Origin of the sequence: Pseudonocardia oceani, from assembly GCF_019263585.2 — a bacterium.
GTDB lineage: Bacteria > Actinomycetota > Actinomycetes > Mycobacteriales > Pseudonocardiaceae > Pseudonocardia > Pseudonocardia oceani.
This window is the reverse complement of sequence record NZ_JADQDF010000001.1, coordinates 6,409,292-6,428,447: the sequence shown is the minus strand read 5'-3', so window position 1 is coordinate 6,428,447 and position 19,156 is coordinate 6,409,292. Positions and strand designations below refer to the sequence as shown.

The window sequence follows — 19,156 nt, the reverse complement described above, 5'->3', positions numbered from 1 at the left end:
TTGCGACGACCGGCCGCGCGGCCGGTCAGCGCCGTGCAGGACGCGGGGCGGGGGAGTCGACGGCCAGCGCCAGACCGGCCGCCTCCCAGCCGCCCATGCCGTGCACGCCGCCGCCCGGCGGGGTGCTGGCCGAACACAGGAACAGCCCCGGGACGGGCGTGCGCCAGGGGGAGCGGGCGAGGACCGGGCGGGAGACGAACTGGCGCCAGTCGCCGGACCCGCCGTTGATGTCGCCGCCCACCTCGTTGGGGTTGTGCGCCTCCAGCGCCGCGGGTCCCATGACGTGGCGCGCGAGCACGCGGTCGCGGAAGCCGGGGGCGAACCGCTCGATCTGCCCCTCGATCGCCGCGGTCCTGTCGACGTCGGAGCCGTTGGGCACGTGGCAGTAGGCCCAGAACGTGTGCTTGCCCTCGGGGGCGCGGGAGGGGTCGGCCACGCACGCCTGCACCCCCAGCACGAACGGCCGCTCCGGGTGCCCGCCCCGCACCACCGCGCGCTCGGCGTCGACGATCTCGGGAAGGGTGCCGCCCAGGTGCACGGTGCCCGCCGCGGCGACGGCGGGGTCGGTCCACGGCACGGGCGCGTCCAGCGCGTAGTCGACCTTGAAGACGCCCGGTCCGGGCCGGAACCGCTCCACCCGCCGCCGGTACGCCGCGGGCAGCCGGTCGCCGGCGATCTCGAGCAGGGCGCGCGTCGAGGTGTCGAGCAGGGTGATCGGCGCGGGCGGGAGCTCGTCGAGGTCGCGCACGTGCCAGCCGGTGACGACCTCGCCGCCGAGCACGCGCAGCTCGCGGACGAGCGCATCGGCGAGTGACTGGGTGCCGCCGCGCACCACCGGCCAGCCGACGGAGTGCGCGAGCGCGGCCAGCAGCAGCCCGTAGCCCGCGGTGAGCGGCTGGGCCAGGTCGAGCATCGAGTGCGCGGCCATCCCGGCCAGCGCGGAGCGGGCGGCCGGGTCGCGGAACACGCGGGCGGCCGCGGTGGTGGGCAGCGCCCCGAGCGCGCCGTACCGGACCGCGGCCAGGGGCGCGGCCGGCGGCAGGTGCAGCGGGGCCAGCAGCGTGTCGACCAGCGGGAACCCGGCGCGGGCCGTCGCACCCACGGAGGCGCGCCACGCCGCCCCGTCGCGGCCGAACCCGGCCGCCGTGGCGCCCTCGCTGCGCTGCACCAGAGCGGCGGGCGCCCCGTCCAGGGGGTGCGCGGCCGGCACCGGCGGGTGGTCGTGGGCGACGTCGAGGCCGAGCGCGCGGAACGCGGGGGAGGCCAGCGCGAGCGGCACCACGGTGGCGCACACGTCGTGCCGGAAGCCGGGCAGCGTCAGCTCCTCGGTGCGCAGGCCACCGCCGACGGTGCCGCCGGCCTCGACGAGCAGCACGCGCCGGCCCGCCCGCGCCAGCCGCAGCGCGCCGACCAGCCCGTTGGGTCCGGACCCGACGACGACCGCGTCGAATCCGTCGGACGAGGGGCCGTCGGGGGGAGGACCTGAGGGGGAGCCGTCCACGGAGGTCACCAGCCGAGGATCGTCGATCGGGCGCCGCCCCGCTCGGCGACCGCACAGTCCGGGGCCCGCTCGCCGCACCCGCCCGGCTCCTCGTCGCGGCCGGCGGCGGTCCGTGACCCCCCACGGCGCCCCGGGGCGGCCGGGCGGGGTGCCCGGGACCCGGCGCCGTGCCGCTGCGGCGAGGACGGAACCGCTCTCTCGGAGCAGTGCCGCGCCCGGTTGCCGGTGCGCGCGCACCGTCCGGTCGCGGTGGGCGACGGTGCGGGCGTTCGGGCACCGAGCGTCGCCGGTCGGACACGTCCGGTCATGACCATGATCCAGGGACCGGTCGACGACATGCGCCGAACGGGCGCGTCGAGGAGGTGTGGCCGATCGTCACCGTGGTATCACCCGTACGGGTGGCGGGAGAGAGAACCCACAGGTGGCACCCCCCGTTTCCCTTCCCGGACGTGTCGTGAGTACGTTCGGAACAGACCCCGGGGGCAGGCCCGCGGGGCGGTGATTCGACGAACGACGGAGGAGACCGTGGCCCTTCCCCAACTCACCGAGGAACAGCGTGCCGCCGCGCTGCAGAAGGCGGCTGCGGCGCGCCGGGCCCGTGCGGAGTGGAAGGAGCGTCTCAAGCGTGGTGGGACGTCCCTGGACGAGGTGCTGAAGGAGTCGGACGCCGACGAGGTGCTCGGCAAGATGAAGGTCTCGGCTCTGCTGGAGGCCATGCCGGGCGTCGGCAAGGTGCGCGCCGGGCAGATCATGGAGCGCCTGGAGATCGCCCCGAGCCGCCGTCTGCGCGGCCTGGGCGACCGTCAGCGCAAGGCGCTGCTCAGCGAATTCGCCTGAGCGAGGTGACCGCGCGCGGGAGGGGTCGGCTGATCGTCCTGGCCGGCCCCTCCGGCGTGGGCAAGTCCCGGGTGGTGGACGCCCTGCGCGAGCTGCTGCCCGACCTGTTCTTCTCCGTGTCGGCCACCACGCGCGACCCGCGCCCCGGCGAGGTCGACGGGCGCGACTACCGCTTCGTCGGCCCCGCCGGGTTCGACGAGATGATCACCCGCGGCGACCTGCTCGAGTGGGCCGAGATCCACGGCGGCCTGCAGCGCTCGGGCACCCCGCGCCGCCCCGTCGAGGAGGCGCTGGCCGCCGGGCGCCCGGTGCTCGTCGAGGTCGACCTCGCCGGCGCCCGCGCCATGAAGCGCGAGATCCCCGAGTGCGTCAGCGTGTTCCTCGCGCCGCCCTCGATGCAGGAGCTCGAGCGCCGGCTGCAGGGCCGCGGCACCGAGACGGCCGCCACGTTCGCCCGCCGCCTGGAGACCGCCCGCGAGGAGATGGCCGCCCGCGACGAGTTCGACGTGACCGTGATCAGCGACGAGCCGCGGGCCGTCGCCGCCCGGTTGGTAGAGTTGCTGGTCGCCACCCCCCACGGTGCGCACCCACTACACAAGCAGGAGTCCTCTTCGTGAGCATGCCGCTGACCGCCCCCGTCGCCGGGGCCCTCCCCGAGGGCATCACCAACCCGCCCATCGACGACCTGCTGGGCCAGGTGAGCTCGAAGTACGCTCTGGTCATCTACGCCGCGAAGCGCGCCCGGCAGATCAACGACTACTACTCCCAGCTGGGCGAGGGCCTGCTCGAGTACGTCGGCCCCCTCGTCGAGCCGGGCCCGCGCGAGAAGCCGCTGTCGATCGCGATGCGCGAGATCCAGGCGCACATGCTGGAGCACACCGAGGGCGAGCAGTAATGACGACGCCGCCCTCGGTGCTGCTGGGGGTGGCGGGCGGCATCGCCGCCTACAAGAGCGCCGAACTGCTGCGCCGGCTCACCGAGACCGGCCACAGCGTGCGCGTGCTGCCGACGGCCTCCGCCCTGGAGTTCGTCGGCGCCGCCACGTTCGAGGCGCTGTCGGGGCACCCTGTGCACACCGGCGTGTTCGCCGACGTCCCGTCGGTCCCGCACGTGAAGCTGGGGCAGCAGGCCGACCTCGTCGTCGTCGCCCCCGCCACGGCCGACCTGATGGCCCGCGCCGCCCACGGCCGCGCCGACGACCTGCTCACCGCCGCCCTGCTCACGGCCCGCTGCCCGGTGCTGTTCGCCCCGGCCATGCACACCGAGATGTGGGAACACCCCGCCACGCGCGCCAACGTGGCGCTGCTGCGCGAGCGCGGCGTCGTGGTGGTGGAGCCGGCGTCGGGCCGGCTCACCGGCCGGGACACGGGCCCCGGCCGGCTGCCCGACCCGGCCGAGATCGCCGAGCTGGCCCGGCTGCTGCTGGAGCGCGCCGACGCCCTGCCCCGCGACCTCGCCGGGCGCCGCGTCGTCGTCAGCGCCGGTGGCACGCGCGAGGCGCTCGACCCAGTGCGCTTCCTGGGCAACCGCTCGTCGGGCCGCCAGGGCTACGCGCTCGCGCGGGTCGCCGCCCAGCGGGGAGCGCACGTCACGCTCGTCGCCGCGCACACCGCCGACCTCGCCGCCCCGGCGTCGGTCGACGTCGTCCGCGCAGGCTCCGCACTGGAGCTGCGCGAGGCCGTGCTCGCCGCGGTGAAGGGCGCCGACGCGGTGGTGATGGCCGCCGCGGTGGCCGACTTCCGGCCCGTCGCGCTGGCCGAGCACAAGATCAAGAAGGGGTCGGCGGGCCCGGATCCGCTCGCGCTCACCACCAACCCCGACATCCTCGCGGAGCTCGTGCGCGAGCGGGAGTCGGGCCAGCTGGTCGTCGGCTTCGCCGCCGAGACCGGTGACGCGTCGGGCGACGTCCTGCACCACGCCCGCGCGAAGCTCGCGCGCAAGGGGTGCGACCTGCTCGTCGTCAACGCGGTGGGGGAGGGCAAGGCGTTCGAGACTCCCGACAACGCGGGCTGGCTGCTCGGCGCCGACGGGTCGGAGTCCGTGCTGGCCCCCGGCTCGAAGGCGCTGCTCGCCTCGCGGGTCTGGGACGCGGTGGCGCCCCGCCTGTCCTGATCCGTCGTTCCCAGCCGTCGCCTGGGCCGTGCCCCGCGGGGCGGGCACTCGACGGGTGATCGGGGTCACCCGGAGCGACGCCGCCCCGCGGGCGGACCGGGGGCCGGGACTCAGCCGAGCAGGCCGCCGACGCCGCTGCTGCTGTCGTCGTCGTCCTCCTCGGGAGCCTCGGTGGGCTCGCTGCCGGTCGTGCTGTCGGTCGTGCTGTCGGCGTCGTCGTCCGCGGTGCTCGTGCCCGTACCCGAGCCCGAGCGGCCCGAGGGCGCGTCGTCGGTCGTCGACGGGCTCGAGGGGGAGGTGGTCCGGGGGGTGCTCGTCGTGTCGTCCGACGACGTCGGCGCGGGACGGGTGCTCGGCGCGCTGCCGGTCGCCGGGGCGGCCCCGCCGACGGACACGTACTGCTCCGACGCCCAGCCGCCCTGGTCCGTGAGCTGCACGAACCCGTCGCGGATGCGGCCGGTCTCGACCGCGGTGCCGGCCTCGCACACCGCGACGATGCGCGAGTCGATGCTCGGCTCCGCCCGCACGTTCACGTTCTCGACGCAGCGGCCCGGTGCCACCGCGGAGGCGGTGCCGACCAGTACTCCCATGAGGGTGGTCGCGCTGACCGCGACCACCGCGCCGACCACTGCTGCCGTACGGCCCGGTCGTGCCATCATCGTCGTTCCTCTTCTCCGTCGGGGTTCTCAACGAGGTCCAACGAGCGTCTCCGTTACCGATTCGCTACCGGGCGTGACACCACCGGATGCGGTGAGCGTGTCGCGCGTGACGTCACGCACCGTGACGGGCCACGTCACGTCGCCGCCGGATCGGACTGGACTACTCTCGGGCTCTGATCAGGCCCGTCGGACGTCGGTGGGATCTGGACCAACGGACGGAGCAGGGCGTGGTGGCAGTGGGTCGGCGGTTGTTCACGAGCGAGTCGGTGACCGAGGGGCACCCGGACAAGATGTGCGACGCGATCAGCGACACGATCCTCGACGCGCTGCTCGCCGACGACCCGCGCAGCCGCGTGGCCGTCGAGACGATGGTGACCACGGGCCAGGTGCACGTCGCGGGTGAGGTCACGACCAACACCTACGCCGACATCCCCACCCTGGTCCGCGACAAGATCCTCGAGATCGGGTACGACTCGTCGTCCAAGGGCTTCGACGGGGCTTCCTGCGGCGTCAACGTCGCGATCGGCGCGCAGAGCGCCGACATCGCCCAGGGCGTCGACTCCGCCTACGAGAGCCGCGTCGAGCTCTCCGAGGACGAGATCGCCAAGCAGGGCGCGGGCGACCAGGGCCTGATGTTCGGCTACGCCAACACCGACACCTCCGAGCTCATGCCGCTGCCGATCGCGCTCGCGCACCGGCTCGCGCGCCGCCTCACCGAGGTCCGCAAGTCCGGCGTGCTGCCCTACCTGCGCCCGGACGGCAAGACCCAGGTCACCATCGAGTACGACGGCGACAAGGCCGTCCGCCTCGACACGGTCGTCGTCTCCACGCAGCACGCCGCCGACATCGACCTCGACGCCCTGCTCGCCCCCGACATCCGGGAGCACGTGGTCGGCCCGGAGATCGCCGACCTCGGCCTGGACGTGTCCGACGTCCGCCTGCTGGTCAACCCGACCGGCCGCTTCGTCGTCGGCGGCCCGATGGGCGACGCCGGCCTCACCGGCCGCAAGATCATCGTCGACACCTACGGCGGCTTCGCCCGCCACGGCGGCGGCGCGTTTTCGGGCAAGGACCCGTCGAAGGTCGACCGCTCGGCCGCCTACGCGATGCGCTGGGTCGCCAAGAACGCCGTCGCCGCGGGCCTGGCCGAGCGCATCGAGGTGCAGGTCGCCTACGCCATCGGCAAGGCCGCGCCCGTGGGCCTGTTCGTCGAGACGTTCGGCACCGAGCACGTCGACCCGGCCCGGATCGCCTCGGCGATCCAGGAGGTGTTCGACCTGCGCCCGGCCGCGATCATCCGCGACCTCGACCTGCTGCGCCCGATCTACGCCCCCACCGCCGCGTACGGCCACTTCGGCCGCCGCGACATCGACCTCCCGTGGGAGTCGACCGACCGCGCCGACGCCCTCAAGAGCGCCTGCGGGTCCTGACGTCCCGGTCCCGGAGGTCGGCGCCGGCGCTCACCCCGTGAGCGCCGGGTCGGCCTTCAGCGCGACCCCCGACAGCCCGAGCCGCTTCGCCTCGGCCATCAGCATCGCGCAGGTGGTGGCCGCGGCCTCGTAGCCGGTGCCGTGCGGGGGGCGGATGTTGGACAGGCAGTTGCGCTCGGAGTCGCGCCGCCCGCGCCGGGCGTCGAAGGTGAAGTAGACGCCCAGGCTGTCGGTCGAGCTCATGCCCGGCCGTTCGCCGACCAGCACCACGACGCTGCGCGCGCCGAGCCCGGCCGCGATCTCGTCGCCGAGCGCCACCCGCGCCTGCGTGGCGACGACGACGGGCGCGATCCGCCACCCGTCGAGCCGGCCGGTCAGCGCCTGCAGCATCGGCACGCCGTGCGCCTGCACCGCCTGTGGCGAGAGCCCGTCGGCGAGCACCAGCGCCACGTCGTGCTCGCCCGCGGGCAGCTCCGTGCCTTCGGCCAGGCGCCGTCCCAGGTCGGGGCGCTGCAGGTACTCCGCGCGGGAGCCCGCCGCGCTGGAGACGACGAGCGGGTCGCCGCCCAGCTCGGCCCGCACCTGCGCCACCAGTGCGTCGACGTCGAGCGGGTCGTGCACCGCGTCGCGGGCCGCGGCGTGCGCGGCCCGCAGCTCCAGCAGCCGCGCGGTGGGCAGCGCGTCCCCGGCCCGGCCCAACGCGACGCGCGCGCGGGTGGCGTCGCGCAGGCGGACGAGGGGGTCCGGGGCGCTCACGCCAGCCCCGCCGTCAGCGCGCGGACCGCGGGCGAGTCGAGCTCGCGCACCCGGCCGTCGGGCGTGAGCAGCTCCATCCGCTCCAGCCACGCCGCGAACTCCGGCGCGGGGGACAGGCCCAGGACCTGCCGGGCGTAGAGCGCGTCGTGGTAGGACAGCGACTGGTAGTGCAGCATGACGTCGTCGCCCCCCGGCACGCAGATCACGAACGTGCAGCCGGCCACGCCGAGCAGCGTGAGCAGGGCGTCGGTGTCGTCGGCGTCGGCCTCGGCGTGGTTGGTGTAGCAGACGTCGACGCCCATCGGGACGCCCAGCAGCTTGCCGCAGAAGTGGTCCTCCAGCCCGGCGCGCGCGATCTGCTTGCCGTCGTAGAGGTACTCCGGCCCGATGAACCCGACGACGGTGTTGACGATCAGCGGGTCGAAGGCCCGGGCCACGGCGTAGGCGCGGACCTCGAGGGTCTGCTGGTCGACGCCGTGGTGCGCGTCGGAGGAGAGCGCGCTGCCCTGGCCGGTCTCGAAGTACGTGCACTGGGTGCCGACGGTGCCGCGGCCCAGCGACAGCGCCGCCTCGTGGGCCTCGCGCAGCAGGTCCAGCGTCACCCCGAACCCGGTGTTGGCCGCCTGCGTGCCCGCGACGGACTGGAACACCAGGTCGACCGGCGCCCCGCGCTCCATCACCTCGATCGACGTCGTGACGTGGGCGAGCACGCAGCTCTGCGTCGGGATGTCGTAGCGCTGCCGGACGTCGTCGATGAGGCGGAGCAGGTCGACGGTGCGGTTGGGGCTGTCGGTGGCCGGGTTGATGCCGATGACGGCGTCGCCGCAGCCCAGGAGCAGGCCGTCGACGATGCTCGCGGTGACGCCGACCGGGTCGTCGGTGGGGTGGTTGGGCTGCAGGCGGGTGGCCAGCGTGCCCGGGCGGCCCAGCGTCGTGCGGAACGCGGTGACGACCGGCGTGCGCCGTGCCACCGCGATGAGGTCCTGCAGGCGCATCAGCTTCGAGGTGGCCGCGACCATCTCCGGCGTGAGGCCCGCGGCGAGCGTCGTCGGGTCGGTGGCGGGGTCGAGCAGGTGGTCGCGGAACTCCCCGACCGTCATCGACGCGACGGGCGCGAACGCCCGCGCGTCGTGGGAGTCGACGATCAGCCGCGTCACCTCGTCGTCCTCGTAGGGGACGACGAGCTCCTCGAGGAACGTCGCCAGCGGCAGGTCGGCGAGCAGGCGCTGCGCGGCCACGCGCTCCTGCTCGGACCGCGCGGCGACGCCCGCGAGGACGTCGCCCGAGCGCGCCGGGGTGGCTGCGGCCAGCAGGGTCGCCAGGTCGGCGAACTCGTGGCCGTGGCCGCCGGTGGTGATGCGCCGGATCACCGCAGGTCCCCCGTCATCGCAGCTCTTCCTCCGCCGCGGCCAGCGCGGCGAACTCCTCGTCGGGGGCGCGCGCGACCAGGTGGTGGCGGCTGTAGAGGGCGAAGTAGGCCATGAACAGCGCGAACGCCCCGAGCGCGCAGAGCGCGGCGACGCTGTCGACGAGGAACGTCGCGATCACCGAGATGACGGCGACGACGAGCGCGAACCCGGTGGTCGCGACGCCGCCCGGCGTCCGGTAGGGGCGCGGCATGTCGGGCTCGCGGCGGCGCAGCACGATGTGGCTGACCATCATCAGCACGTAGCTCAGCGCCGCCCCGAACACCGCCATGTTGAGCAGCACCGCGCCCTGGCCGGTGAGCGAGAGCAGGAACCCGATGACGCCGGGCACGACGAGCGCCAGCGTCGGGGCCTTGCGGCCGTTGGTCAGCGACAGCACGCGGGGGAGGTAGCCCGCGCGCGAGAGCGCGAACGTCTGCCGCGAGTAGGCGTAGATGATCGAGAAGAAGCTGGCGACGAGCCCGGCCAGGCCGATGTAGTTGACGACCGTGGCCATCGTTCCGGTGCCCAGCGCCTCGACCAGCGGGTTGCCCGACTCCGACAGCGCCGACGCCCCGATCGCGCCGGTGGCCAGGACGAGCACGGCCGCGCCGGTGACGAGCAGCACCGCCATCGCGGCGATGATGCCGCGGGGAACGTCCTTGGCCGGGTCGCGCGCCTCCTCCGCGCCCAGGGGCACGCCCTCGATGGCGAGGAAGAACCAGATCGCGAACGGCACGGCGGCCCAGATGCCGAGGTAGCCGTAGGGCAGGAACGGCGACGCCCCGGCGGCCTCGGTCGGCGGGATGTCGGTGAGGTTGGCGGCGTCGAACAGCGGCACCGCGGCGACGGCGAAGACGACCAGGCCGACCACGGCGATCGCGGTGATCACGAACATGACCTTCAGTGCCTCGCCCGCGCCCATCAGGTGCACGCCGACGAAGACCAGGTAGGCGGCGAGGTACACCCACCAGCCGTCGGTGATGCCGAACAGGCCCAGCGACTCGACGTAGGCGCCGATGAACGTGGCGATGGCGGCCGGCGCGATGGCGTACTCGATGAGGATGGCGGTGCCGGTGGCGAACCCGCCCCACGGCCCGAGAGCGCGGCGGGCGAAGGTGTAGCCGCCGCCCGCCGTCGGGAGCGCGGAGGACAGCTCGGCCATCCCCAGCACCATCGCGGTGTACATCGCGGCGATGAGCACGCCGGCGATGAGCAGGCCGCCGAACCCGCCCTGCCCGAGCCCGAAGTTCCAGCCGGAGTAGTCGCCGGAGATGACGTAGCTGACGCCGAGCCCGGCGAGCAGCACCCACCCGGCGGCGCCCTTCTTGAGCTGCCGCTTGGCGAGGTAGTCGTCGGCGGCGCCCGAGGCGGTGGAGGGGCGGGTCGGTGAGGTGCTCACGGGGCCTCCGGTTCCGGTGCGTCGATCGGCTCCCGCACGGTAGGGCGACGATGTTGCTCCCGTCTCACGTCCAGGTTTCCCCGGATGCGGATTCCACCCGGTCGGCGCGCGGCCGTTCGGCGCAGTGGGACTCGGGGTCGTGTACGGAGTGCGCCGTCACGGTCGACGGCGGGGCCCTGACGGCGCACTCCTCGTGATCCCGCGCCGCCGGCTGCCATGATCACCGTCTGGGCACGGGAACGGCCGCATACCGTCGGAGAACATGCCGAGACGGTGATCATGGGTTGCCGGCCGGCCCGGACGACCGCCCGGCTCCCGCCGCCCCCGACGGCCCGGTCCAACCGGTGGGCCGGCCCCGACCCCGTGCCGCCCTGTCGGACCCGTCCTGCACGATGCGGGAGTGACCACCGCCCGCCCCTCCACGCCCGCCAAGGGGGAGTGGCGTGCGGCCGCGGAGCTGCCGGTGGCGCGGGTGGCGGTGGATGTGCCGCTGGCCCACCTGGACCGGGTGTTCGACTACCGCGTCCCCGAGCAGTTCGACGCCGACGCGCAGCCCGGGGTGCGGGTGCGGGTGCGGTTCGCGGGACGGCTGGTCGACGGGTTCCTGCTGGAGCGGGCGGCCGACTCCGAGCACCGCCTGGCGTGGGTGGAGAAGGTGGTCTCGCCCGAGCCCGCGCTCACCCCGGAGGTGGCGGCGCTGTGCCGCACGGTGGCCGACCGCTACGCCGGGGTGTTCGCCGACGTCGTCCGCCTCGCCGTGCCGCCGCGCCACGCGCGCGTGGAGAAGGAGGTGCGCGAGCCCGGGCCGGTCCCGCAGCCCGCCGCGCCCGGCCCGTCGGGCTGGGCCCGCTACCGCCACGGCGCCGCCCTGCTCGACGCGCTGGCCGGCGGGCGGGCGGCGCACGCGGTGTGGCAGGCGCTGCCGGGGGAGTCGTGGACGGCGCGACTGGCGGAGGCGGCCGCGGCCACCGCGTCGGCCGGGCGGGGGGCGCTGCTGGTGGTGCCCGACCAGCGCGACGTCGACCTCCTGCACGCCGCGCTGGTCGAGCGCCTCGGGGCCGACGGGGTCGTCGCGCTCACCGCCGAGCTCGGGCCGGCCGAGCGCTACCGCCGCTGGCTGGCCGTGCGGCGCGGGCACGTGCGGGTCGTCGTCGGCACCCGCTCGGCGGCCTTCGCGCCGATCGCCGAGCCCGGCCTGCTCGCCGTCTGGGACGACGGCGACGATCTGCACGCCGAGCCCCGCGCGCCCTACCCGCACGTCCGCGACGTCCTCGTGGTGCGCGCCCACGCGGCCGGGGCGGCGCTGCTGGTCGCCGGGTTCGCCCGCACGGCCGAGGCGCAGCTGCTGGTGGAGACGCGGTGGGCGCGGGAGGTCGTCGCCGAGCGCGCGGTGGTCCGCGACGTCATGCCGCGCGTGGTCGCGCTGTCCGAGGGCGACGGCGCCGTGCTGGCGCGCGACCCCGACGCCCGCGCCGCGCGCCTGCCCCACATCGCCTTCGACGCCGCCCGCGCCGCGCTGGCGGCCGACCGGCCGGTGCTCGTGCAGGTCCCGCGCTCGGGGTACGTGCCGTGGGTGTCGTGCGGGCAGTGCCGGGAGACCGCGCGGTGCCGGCACTGCGCCGGGCCGCTCGGCCTGCGCCGCGGCGCGGGCCCCGGCGCCGCCGACTCGCCCGCCCTGCCGCACTGCCGCTGGTGCGGGCGCCCCGACCCGGCGTTCCGCTGCCCGAACTGCGGCTCGCGGCGGCTGCGCGCCGGTGTCGTCGGGGCCGGGCGCACCGCCGAGGAGCTGGGCCGGGCCTTTCCCGGCGTTACCGTGCGCACCTCCGGCGGCGGGGCGCCCGTGCTGGCCGGGGTGCCCGCGGGGCCGGGGCTCGTCGTCGCCACGCCGGGCGCCGAACCGCCCGCCGAGGGCGGCTACGGCGCCGCCCTGCTGCTCGACGGCTGGGCGATGCTGTCGCGGCCCGACCTGCGCGTGGCCGAGGAGACGCTGCGCCGCTGGCTGGCCGCGGCGGCGCTGGTCGTGCCGCACACCGCGGGCGGCCGGGTCGTCATCACCGCCGACGCCGGGCTGCCCGTCGTGCAGGACCTCGTCCGGTGGGACCCGGCGCACCACGCCGCCGCCGAGCTGGCCGCGCGCACCGAGGTGGGGTTCCCGCCCGCCGTGCGGATGGCGGCGGTGGAGGGCGTGCCGGTGGCGGTGGGGGAGGTCGTCGACGACGTGTGCGCCGCGCTCGACGGCGTCGAGGTGCTGGGGCCGGTCGAGATCGAGCCCGCGCGCGACGGGAGCATCGAGGTCGTGGAGCGCGAGCGCGCCCTGCTCCGCGTCCCGCGCGCGCAGGGCCGCGCGCTGGCCGCCGCGCTGCACGCCGCACAGGGCTCCCGCGCCGCGCGCAAGGCTCCCGACCCGGTGCGCGTGCGGCTGGATCCCGTCGCGATCGAGTGAGGTGGCAGAATCGAGGGGCCCCCGACGTCACCCCTCGCGTAGGAGATCCGTGCCCGTCCAGCCCGTCCGACTCTTCGGCGACCCCGTGCTGCGCACGCCCGCCGAGCCCGTCACCACGTTCGACGCGGAGCTGCGCAAGCTGGTCGCCGACCTCACCGACACCATGCACGACGAGGGTGGTGCCGGCCTCGCCGCGCCGCAGCTGGGCGTGGGCCTGCGGGTGTTCACCTACGACTGCGACGGGTTCTCCGGGCACCTCGTGAACCCGACCTTCGACGTGGTCGGCGACGAGGAGCAGGTCGGCCCCGAGGGCTGCCTGTCGATCCCGGGCCTGGGCTGGGAGTGCCGCCGCCACCTGCACGTCGTGGCGAAGGGCTGGGACCAGCACGGCGAGCCGCTTGAGGTCGAGGGCAGCGAGCTGCTCGCCCGCTGCATCCAGCACGAGACCGACCACCTCGACGGCATCCTGTTCGTCGACCGGCTCGACCCCGGGACCCGCAAGCTCGCGATGGCCGAGATCCGCGCCGCCGAGTGGTTCGGGGAGCCCGCGCCGGTGGTGCGCGAGAGCCCGCACCCGCTGTTCGGGAAGGTCCGGTGACGGGCCTGCGGCTCGTCTTCGCCGGCACCCCGGCCCCCGCCGTCCCCGCGCTGCGCGCGCTGCTGGCGTCGGACCGGCACGAGGTGGTCGCCGTCGTCACGCGTCCCGACGCGCCCGCCGGCCGGGGCCGCAAGGTCGCCCGCTCCGCGGTCGGCGCCGTCGCCGACGAGGCCGGCGTCCCGGTCCTCACCCCGGCCCGCCCGTCCGATCCGGAGTTCCTCGACGCCCTGCGCGCGCTCGCGCCCGACTGCTGCCCGGTCGTCGCCTACGGCGCGCTCGTGCCCCGCGCGGCGCTCGACGTGCCCCGCCTGGGCTGGGTCAACCTGCACTTCTCGCTGCTCCCGGCCTGGCGCGGCGCCGCACCCGTGCAGGCCGCGGTCCGGGCGGGCGACGACATCACCGGCGCCAGCACGTTCCGGCTCGAGGAGGGCCTCGACACCGGGCCGGTGTTCGGGGTCGTCACCGAGGCCGTCGGCCCGCGCGACACCGCGGGCGACCTGCTCGACCGCCTCGCCGTCTCCGGCGCCGCGCTGCTCACCGCCACCATGGACGGGCTCGCCGACGGCACGCTCGACGCGCGCCCGCAGCCCGCCGAGGGCGTCTCGCACGCCCCGAAGATCGCCACCGCCGACGCCCGCGTCGACTGGACGCGCACCGCGGCCGTCGTCGACCGGCTGGTCCGGGCCGTCACCCCGGAGCCCGGCGCCTGGACGACGTTCCGCGACGAGCGCCTCGGGCTGGGCCCGGTGCGGCCCGTCGAGGGTGCCGACCTCGAGCCCGGGGAGCTCGCTCCGGAGAAGAAGCGGGTGCTGGTGGGCACGGCCGCCGGCGTGCTGGAGCTGGGCGAGGTGCGCCCGGTCGGGAAGCGCGCGATGCCCGCCGCCGACTGGGCGCGCGGGGTCCGCATCGAGGCCGGGGAGCTGTTGGCATGACCACTCGGGACCGCAAGCCCGGCGTCCGGCGGGCGTCCGGCCCGCCCCGGGGGCGCCAGGGCCCGGCGCGCCCCCCGGAGCCCGACCTGCCCCGGCGCGCCGCGCTGGAGCTGCTGCGGGCCGTCCGCGTCCGCGACTCCTACGCCAACCTCGCCCTGCCCGCGATCCTGCGGCGCCACAAGCTCCGGGACCGCGACGCCGGGCTGGCCACCGAGATCGGCTACGGCACGCTGCGCGCGCAGGGCCTGCTCGACGCCGTGATCGAGCACTGCACCGACCGGCCGCTGGTCAAGGTCGAGCCCGCGCTGCTCGACGCGCTGCGCCTGGGCGCCTACCAGCTGCTGCGCATGCGGGTGCCGGCCCACGCGGCCGTGCACGCCACCGTCGAGCTGGTCCGCGAGGACTCCGGGTCGCGGCCGGCCGGGTTCGTCAACGCCGTGCTGCGCCGCGTCGGCGAGCACGACGAGGCCGCCTGGGTGGCCCGGCTCGCGCCCGACGCCGCCGAGGACCCGCTGGGCCACGCCGCGTTCGCCCACGCCCACCCGCGCTGGATCGCGCAGGCCTTCGCCGACGCGCTCGGCGGGGTGGCCGACCTCGACGCCGCCCTGGCCGCCGACGACGCCCGCCCGGTGGTGCACCTGCTCGCCCGCCCCGGCGAGATCACCGCCGAGGAGCTGGCTCTGGCCACCGGGGGCACCGAGGGCCCGTACTCGCCCTACGCCGTGCACCTCGACGCCGGCTCCGGTGCCATCGGTGACCTCGACGCCGTCTCCGAGGGGCTCGCCGTCGTGCAGGACGAGGGCAGCCAGCTCGTCGCCCTCGCACTCACCCGGGCCGCGACCACCGGGCAGGACACCGGCCGCTGGCTCGACCTGTGCGCCGGTCCCGGTGGCAAGGCGGTGCTGCTGGGCGGGCTCGCGCAGATGGACGGCGTCACCGTCGACGCCGTCGAGCTGGGGGAGCACCGCGCCGAGCTCGTCCGCAAGGCCGTCGACGGGCTGCCGGTCACCGTCCACCACGCCGACGGCCGCGAGGCCCCGCTGCCCGACGCCGCGTTCGACCGCGTCCTCGTCGACGCCCCGTGCACCGGCCTGGGCGCCCTGCGCCGCCGTCCGGAGGCGCGCTGGCGCCGCACGCCCGAGGACGTCCCGGGCCTGGCGAAGCTGCAGCGCGAGCTGCTCACCGCCGCGCTGCGCCACGTCCGCCCGGGCGGGGTCGTCGCGTACGTGACCTGTTCGCCGCACCTGTCGGAGACCGTCGGGGTCGTCACCGGGGTGGCGCGGCGGCAGAAGGCGGAGCTGCTCGACGCCCGCGAGCTGCTGCCCGGCGTGCCGGAACTCGGCGCCGGCCCCACCGTGCAGCTCTGGCCGCACCGCCACGGCACGGACGCGATGTTCCTGTCGGTGCTGCGCCGGTAGCTGTGGGCCCGGGCCGTCTCCCGTAGCCTGCGGCGGTGCATCCGCTGATCGCCCCGAGCATGCTGTCCGCCGACTTCGCCCACCTCGCCGACGAGGCCGCGGCCGTCGCGGGCGAGCCCGGCACGGGCGCCGACTGGCTGCACGTCGACGTCATGGACGCCCACTTCGTGCCCAACCTCACACTCGGCCTGCCGGTGGTCGAGTCGCTGCTGAGGGCCACGTCCGTGCCGCTGGACTGCCACCTCATGATCGAGGACCCGGACCGCTGGGCGCCCGGCTACGCGGAGGCGGGCGCGCACAACGTCACCGTGCACGCCGAGGCCGCCGCAGACCCGGTGGCGCTGGCGAAGAACCTGCGCGCGGCGGGTGCGCTGGCGGGGCTGTCGATCAAGCCGGACACCCCGCTGGAGCCGTGGGTCGAGGTGCTGCGCCACTACGACACGCTGCTGGTCATGAGCGTGGAGCCGGGGTTCGGCGGGCAGAGCTTCATGCCCGGGGTGCTCGACAAGGTGCGCACCGCGCGCCGCCTGGTCGACACCGGCCACCTGCGGCTGCTCGTCGAGATCGACGGCGGCATCAACGCCGACACCGTCGAGCAGGCCGCGGAGGCCGGCGTCGACTGCTTCGTGGCGGGATCGGCGGTCTACGGGGCCGACGACCCGGCGCGCGCCGTCACCGCCCTGCGCGACCGCGTGCGCGCCGCGTCACCGCACCGCGGCTGGACCGCCTGACGCACCGCGCACCGCGCGGGGGATGATCCGGGAGGCCCCGGCCGTTGGCACGGGCAGGACGCGAGGAGGCGGCGGGGATGTTCACCGGCATCGTCGAGGAGATGGGCGAGGTCATCGCCGTGCGCGAGAGCGCCGAGGTGGTGGTCTTCACCGTGCGCGGGCCGCTCGTCACCGGCGACGCGGGCCACGGCGACTCGATCGCGGTGAACGGCGTCTGCCTCACCGTCATCGACCCCCAGGGCAGCACCGACGGCACGTTCAGCGTCGAGCTCGTGCCCGAGACGCTCGCCCGGTCGAGCCTCGGGGCGGTCCGCGAGGGCACGGCCGTCAACCTCGAGCGCGCGGTCCCGGTGTCCGGGCGTCTGGGCGGGCACATCGTGCAGGGCCACGTCGACGGCGTCGCCACGCTCGTGTCGCGCACCCCGGCCGAGCGCAGCGACGAGCTGGCGTTCAGCCTGCCCTCCGACCTCGCGCGCTACGTCGTCGAGAAGGGCTCGATCACCGTCGACGGGGTGTCGCTGACGGTCGCCTCCGTCGGCCCCGACACCTTCACGGTGGCGCTGATCCCCACGACGTTGGCGCACACCACACTCGGCGCGCGCGCCGTGGGGGATACCGTCAACATCGAGGTGGACGTCCTCGCGAAGTACGTGGAACGGCTGGTCGGCGGTTACGGCGGCGGCACGGCCCGATGAACGGTGGAGATGTGGACACGGTCGCAGGCACGGAGAGCACGGACGGCGCCGCCGGCGCGGGCAGCGGGTTGAGCGGCGTCGAGGCCATCGAGCAGGCGCTCTCCGACCTCAAGGCCGGCAAGGCCGTGGTGGTCGTCGACGACGAGGACCGCGAGAACGAGGGCGACCTCATCTTCGCCGCCGAGATGGCCACGCCGGAGCTCGTGTCCTTCATGGTGCGCTACACCTCGGGCTACATCTGCGTGGCGCTCACCGAGACCGAGTGCGACCGCCTCGACCTCCCGCCGATGCACCACACGAACTCCGACAACTTCCGCACGGCGTTCACGGTCACCGTCGACGCGCGCCTGGGTGTCACCACCGGCATCTCCGCGGCCGACCGCGCGCACACGATCCGGCTGCTGGCCGACCCGGCCGCCGGCGCCGACGACCTGGTCCGCCCCGGTCACGTGCTGCCGCTGCGGGCCCGCGAGGGAGGCGTCCTGCGCCGCCCCGGGCACACCGAGGCCGCCGTCGACCTCTCGCGGCTGGCCGGGCTCGCGCCCGCCGGCGCGCTGTGCGAGATCGTGTCGCAGAAGAACGAGGGCGAGATGGCCCGCGGCGAGGAGCTGCGCATCTTCGCCGACGAGCACGACCTCACGCTCATCACGATCGCCGACCTCATCGCGCACCGCCGCCGCTTCGAGAAGCACGTCGTGCGCGTCGCCCAGGCCCGGATTCCCACCGCCCACGGCGACTTCACCGCCTACGGCTACGACTCGGTCCTCGACGGGATCGAGCACATCGCGATGGTCCGCGGCGACGTCGGCACCGAGCGCGACTCCGGCGAGGACGTGCTGGTCCGCGTGCACTCGGAGTGCCTCACCGGCGACGTCATGGGCTCGCTGCGCTGCGACTGCGGCCCGCAGCTCGACGCCGCGCTGGAGGCGGTGGCGCAGGAGGGCCGCGGCATCGTGCTCTACATGCGCGGCCACGAGGGCCGGGGCATCGGCCTGCTGCACAAGCTGCAGGCCTACCAGCTGCAGGAGGCCGGGGCCGACACCGTCGACGCCAACCTCGCGCTGGGCCTGCCCGCCGACGCCCGCGACTACGGCATGGGCGCGCAGATCCTCGCCGACCTCGGCGTGAAGTCGATGCGCCTGCTCACCAACAACCCCGACAAGCGGGCCGGGCTCGAGGGCTACGGCCTGGCCATCACCGGCCGCGTGCCGCTGCCGGTGCGCGCGGTGCCCGAGAACCTCGCCTACCTGCGCACCAAGCGCGACCGGATGGGCCACGACCTGCCCGACCTGGAGGTGCCGTCGTGAGCGGTGAGGGCCGTCCGGTGATCGGGACGCTGCCGGACGCGTCGGCGCTGCGGGTGGCGGTGGCCGCCACGAGCTGGCACGCCGATATCGTCGACCTGCTGCTGGAGCGCGCGCTGCACACCGCGAAGGAGGCCGGCGCCGCCGACCCCACCGTCGTGCGGGTGTCGGGCACCGTCGAGCTGCCCGTGGTCTGCCAGGAGCTCGCCCGCACCCACGACGCCGTCGTCGCGCTGGGTGCCGTCGTGCGCGGTGGCACACCCCACTTCGAGTACGTGTGCGACGCCGTCACGGCCGGGCTCACGCGCGTCGCGCTCGACGAGCGCACCCCCGTCGGCAACGGGGTGCTGACCTGCGACACGGTGCAGCAGGCCCTCGACCGCTCCGGCGGCCCCGGCGCGGCCGAGGACAAGGGCGCCGAGGCGTGCCTGGCCGCCCTGCACACGGCGGTGCTCCTGCGCGACCTGCGGAAGGAGCCGTGAGCGTGGCCACGACCGACGAGCGGCTGACGGTCCGTCCCCTGCGCGCCGTCGTCATCTCCTGGGTGTCCGCCGTGGTCATCGTCGTGCTGTTCACGGCGATCGCGCTCGTGCTGCGCAACAGCGACACCGGGGTGTTCTTCCGGCTCGCCGACCAGGTCGCGCTCGTGCTGATCGGGCTGTTCATCGCCGGCGGGTGCCTGCTCATGGCCCGGCCGCGGGTGCGCGCCGACGCCGCGGGCATCGAGGTGCGCAACGTCGTGGCGACGAAGCACTTTCCCTGGTCGGATGTGGAGCGCGTCGCGTTCCCCGACGGCGCGTCCTGGGCCCGGATCGACCTGCCCGACTACGAGTACGTGCCGGTCATGGCCGTGCAGGCCGTCGACGGGCAGCGGGCGGTCGACGCGATGCGCCGGCTCCGCGCCCTGCACGCCTCCGCGCGCGGCTGAGCGC

General features: G+C 75.6%; 19 protein-coding genes. 14 read left to right on the top strand and 5 right to left on the bottom strand.

The annotated features are described in order from the left end of the window. Positions 1 to 25 precede the first annotated feature (25 nt). On the bottom strand, positions 26 to 1,510 hold the full coding sequence (locus I4I82_RS32185) for a phytoene desaturase family protein (protein ID WP_226370379.1): 1,485 nt from the start codon (positions 1,508 to 1,510) through the stop codon (positions 26 to 28). A gap of 516 nt (positions 1,511 to 2,026) precedes the next feature. Here I4I82_RS32185 and mihF point away from each other — a divergent pair. The 4 genes from mihF to coaBC are packed head-to-tail and all read left to right on the top strand — an operon-like array spanning position 2,027 to position 4,450. Continuing rightward, positions 2,027 to 2,338, top strand: a complete 312-nt coding sequence (mihF, locus tag I4I82_RS32180; protein ID WP_218590512.1) for an integration host factor, actinobacterial type — start codon at positions 2,027 to 2,029, stop codon at positions 2,336 to 2,338. Between the two features lie 5 nt (positions 2,339 to 2,343). Then, on the top strand, positions 2,344 to 2,955 hold the full coding sequence (gene gmk / locus I4I82_RS32175) for a guanylate kinase (RefSeq protein ID WP_226370378.1): 612 nt from the start codon (positions 2,344 to 2,346) through the stop codon (positions 2,953 to 2,955). 2 nt (positions 2,956 to 2,957) lie between these two features. Then, complete coding sequence (rpoZ, locus tag I4I82_RS32170) at positions 2,958 to 3,233, top strand: DNA-directed RNA polymerase subunit omega (protein WP_141276300.1); 276 nt, start codon at positions 2,958 to 2,960, stop codon at positions 3,231 to 3,233. After that, positions 3,233 to 4,450, top strand: a complete 1,218-nt coding sequence (gene coaBC, locus I4I82_RS32165) for a bifunctional phosphopantothenoylcysteine decarboxylase/phosphopantothenate--cysteine ligase CoaBC (RefSeq protein WP_218590511.1) — start codon at positions 3,233 to 3,235, stop codon at positions 4,448 to 4,450. Before rpoZ ends, coaBC begins: the two co-directional genes overlap by 1 nt. 110 nt (positions 4,451 to 4,560) lie before the next feature. Here the strand turns inward: coaBC and I4I82_RS32160 are convergent, their stop codons facing one another. Next, positions 4,561 to 5,109, bottom strand: a complete 549-nt coding sequence (locus I4I82_RS32160; RefSeq protein WP_218590510.1) for an SH3 domain-containing protein — start codon at positions 5,107 to 5,109, stop codon at positions 4,561 to 4,563. 230 nt (positions 5,110 to 5,339) lie between these two features. Between I4I82_RS32160 and metK the strand changes: the two genes are divergently transcribed. After that, positions 5,340 to 6,539 (top strand): methionine adenosyltransferase, encoded by a 1,200-nt coding sequence (gene metK / locus I4I82_RS32155; RefSeq protein WP_275948787.1) that lies wholly within the window; start codon positions 5,340 to 5,342, stop codon positions 6,537 to 6,539. Between the two features lie 30 nt (positions 6,540 to 6,569). Here metK and eutC read toward each other — a convergent pair whose 3' ends face one another. The 3 genes from eutC to eat are packed head-to-tail and all read right to left on the bottom strand — an operon-like array spanning position 6,570 to position 10,103. Further along, positions 6,570 to 7,295, bottom strand: a complete 726-nt coding sequence (eutC, locus tag I4I82_RS32150) for an ethanolamine ammonia-lyase subunit EutC (RefSeq protein ID WP_218590509.1) — start codon at positions 7,293 to 7,295, stop codon at positions 6,570 to 6,572. Next, positions 7,292 to 8,665 (bottom strand): ethanolamine ammonia-lyase subunit EutB, encoded by a 1,374-nt coding sequence (locus I4I82_RS32145; protein WP_218590508.1) that lies wholly within the window; start codon positions 8,663 to 8,665, stop codon positions 7,292 to 7,294. Before I4I82_RS32145 ends, eutC begins: the two co-directional genes overlap by 4 nt. Before the next feature lie 13 nt (positions 8,666 to 8,678). Further along, complete coding sequence (gene eat, locus I4I82_RS32140; protein ID WP_218596347.1) at positions 8,679 to 10,103, bottom strand: ethanolamine permease; 1,425 nt, start codon at positions 10,101 to 10,103, stop codon at positions 8,679 to 8,681. 400 nt (positions 10,104 to 10,503) lie between these two features. Between eat and I4I82_RS32135 the strand changes: the two genes are divergently transcribed. The 9 genes from I4I82_RS32135 to I4I82_RS32095 all read left to right on the top strand — a co-directional run bounded on the left by I4I82_RS32135 (position 10,504) and on the right by I4I82_RS32095 (position 19,152). Next, positions 10,504 to 12,546 carry a primosomal protein N' gene (locus I4I82_RS32135; RefSeq protein ID WP_218615397.1) on the top strand — a complete coding sequence of 681 codons (2,043 nt, stop codon included), beginning with the start codon at positions 10,504 to 10,506 and terminating at the stop codon, positions 12,544 to 12,546. A 49-nt stretch (positions 12,547 to 12,595) separates the two neighbouring features. Beyond that, positions 12,596 to 13,144 (top strand): peptide deformylase, encoded by a 549-nt coding sequence (def, locus tag I4I82_RS32130; RefSeq protein ID WP_218593089.1) that lies wholly within the window; start codon positions 12,596 to 12,598, stop codon positions 13,142 to 13,144. A 5-nt stretch (positions 13,145 to 13,149) separates the two neighbouring features. Continuing rightward, positions 13,150 to 14,076: a methionyl-tRNA formyltransferase gene (gene fmt / locus I4I82_RS32125; protein WP_218593096.1), complete on the top strand. Its 927-nt coding sequence runs from the start codon at positions 13,150 to 13,152 to the stop codon at positions 14,074 to 14,076. After that, positions 14,073 to 15,494, top strand: coding sequence for an RsmB/NOP family class I SAM-dependent RNA methyltransferase (locus I4I82_RS32120; RefSeq protein ID WP_218593090.1), 1,422 nt, complete (start codon positions 14,073 to 14,075; stop codon positions 15,492 to 15,494). Before fmt ends, I4I82_RS32120 begins: the two co-directional genes overlap by 4 nt. Positions 15,495 to 15,538: 44 nt before the next feature. Continuing rightward, a complete protein-coding gene (gene rpe, locus I4I82_RS32115; RefSeq protein ID WP_267460592.1) occupies positions 15,539 to 16,225 on the top strand; it encodes a ribulose-phosphate 3-epimerase in 687 nt (228 codons plus the stop codon). A gap of 77 nt (positions 16,226 to 16,302) precedes the next feature. After that, a complete protein-coding gene (locus tag I4I82_RS32110) occupies positions 16,303 to 16,920 on the top strand; it encodes a riboflavin synthase (protein WP_218593091.1) in 618 nt (205 codons plus the stop codon). 68 nt (positions 16,921 to 16,988) lie between these two features. Then, positions 16,989 to 18,227 carry a bifunctional 3,4-dihydroxy-2-butanone-4-phosphate synthase/GTP cyclohydrolase II gene (locus I4I82_RS32105; RefSeq protein ID WP_225922648.1) on the top strand — a complete coding sequence of 413 codons (1,239 nt, stop codon included), beginning with the start codon at positions 16,989 to 16,991 and terminating at the stop codon, positions 18,225 to 18,227. Then, positions 18,224 to 18,706, top strand: a complete 483-nt coding sequence (ribH, locus tag I4I82_RS32100) for a 6,7-dimethyl-8-ribityllumazine synthase (protein ID WP_218593093.1) — start codon at positions 18,224 to 18,226, stop codon at positions 18,704 to 18,706. The genes I4I82_RS32105 and ribH overlap by 4 nt, the downstream gene beginning before the upstream one ends. Then, a complete protein-coding gene (locus I4I82_RS32095; RefSeq protein ID WP_218593094.1) occupies positions 18,703 to 19,152 on the top strand; it encodes a PH domain-containing protein in 450 nt (149 codons plus the stop codon). The genes ribH and I4I82_RS32095 overlap by 4 nt, the downstream gene beginning before the upstream one ends. The last annotated feature ends 4 nt before the right edge of the window (positions 19,153 to 19,156 follow it).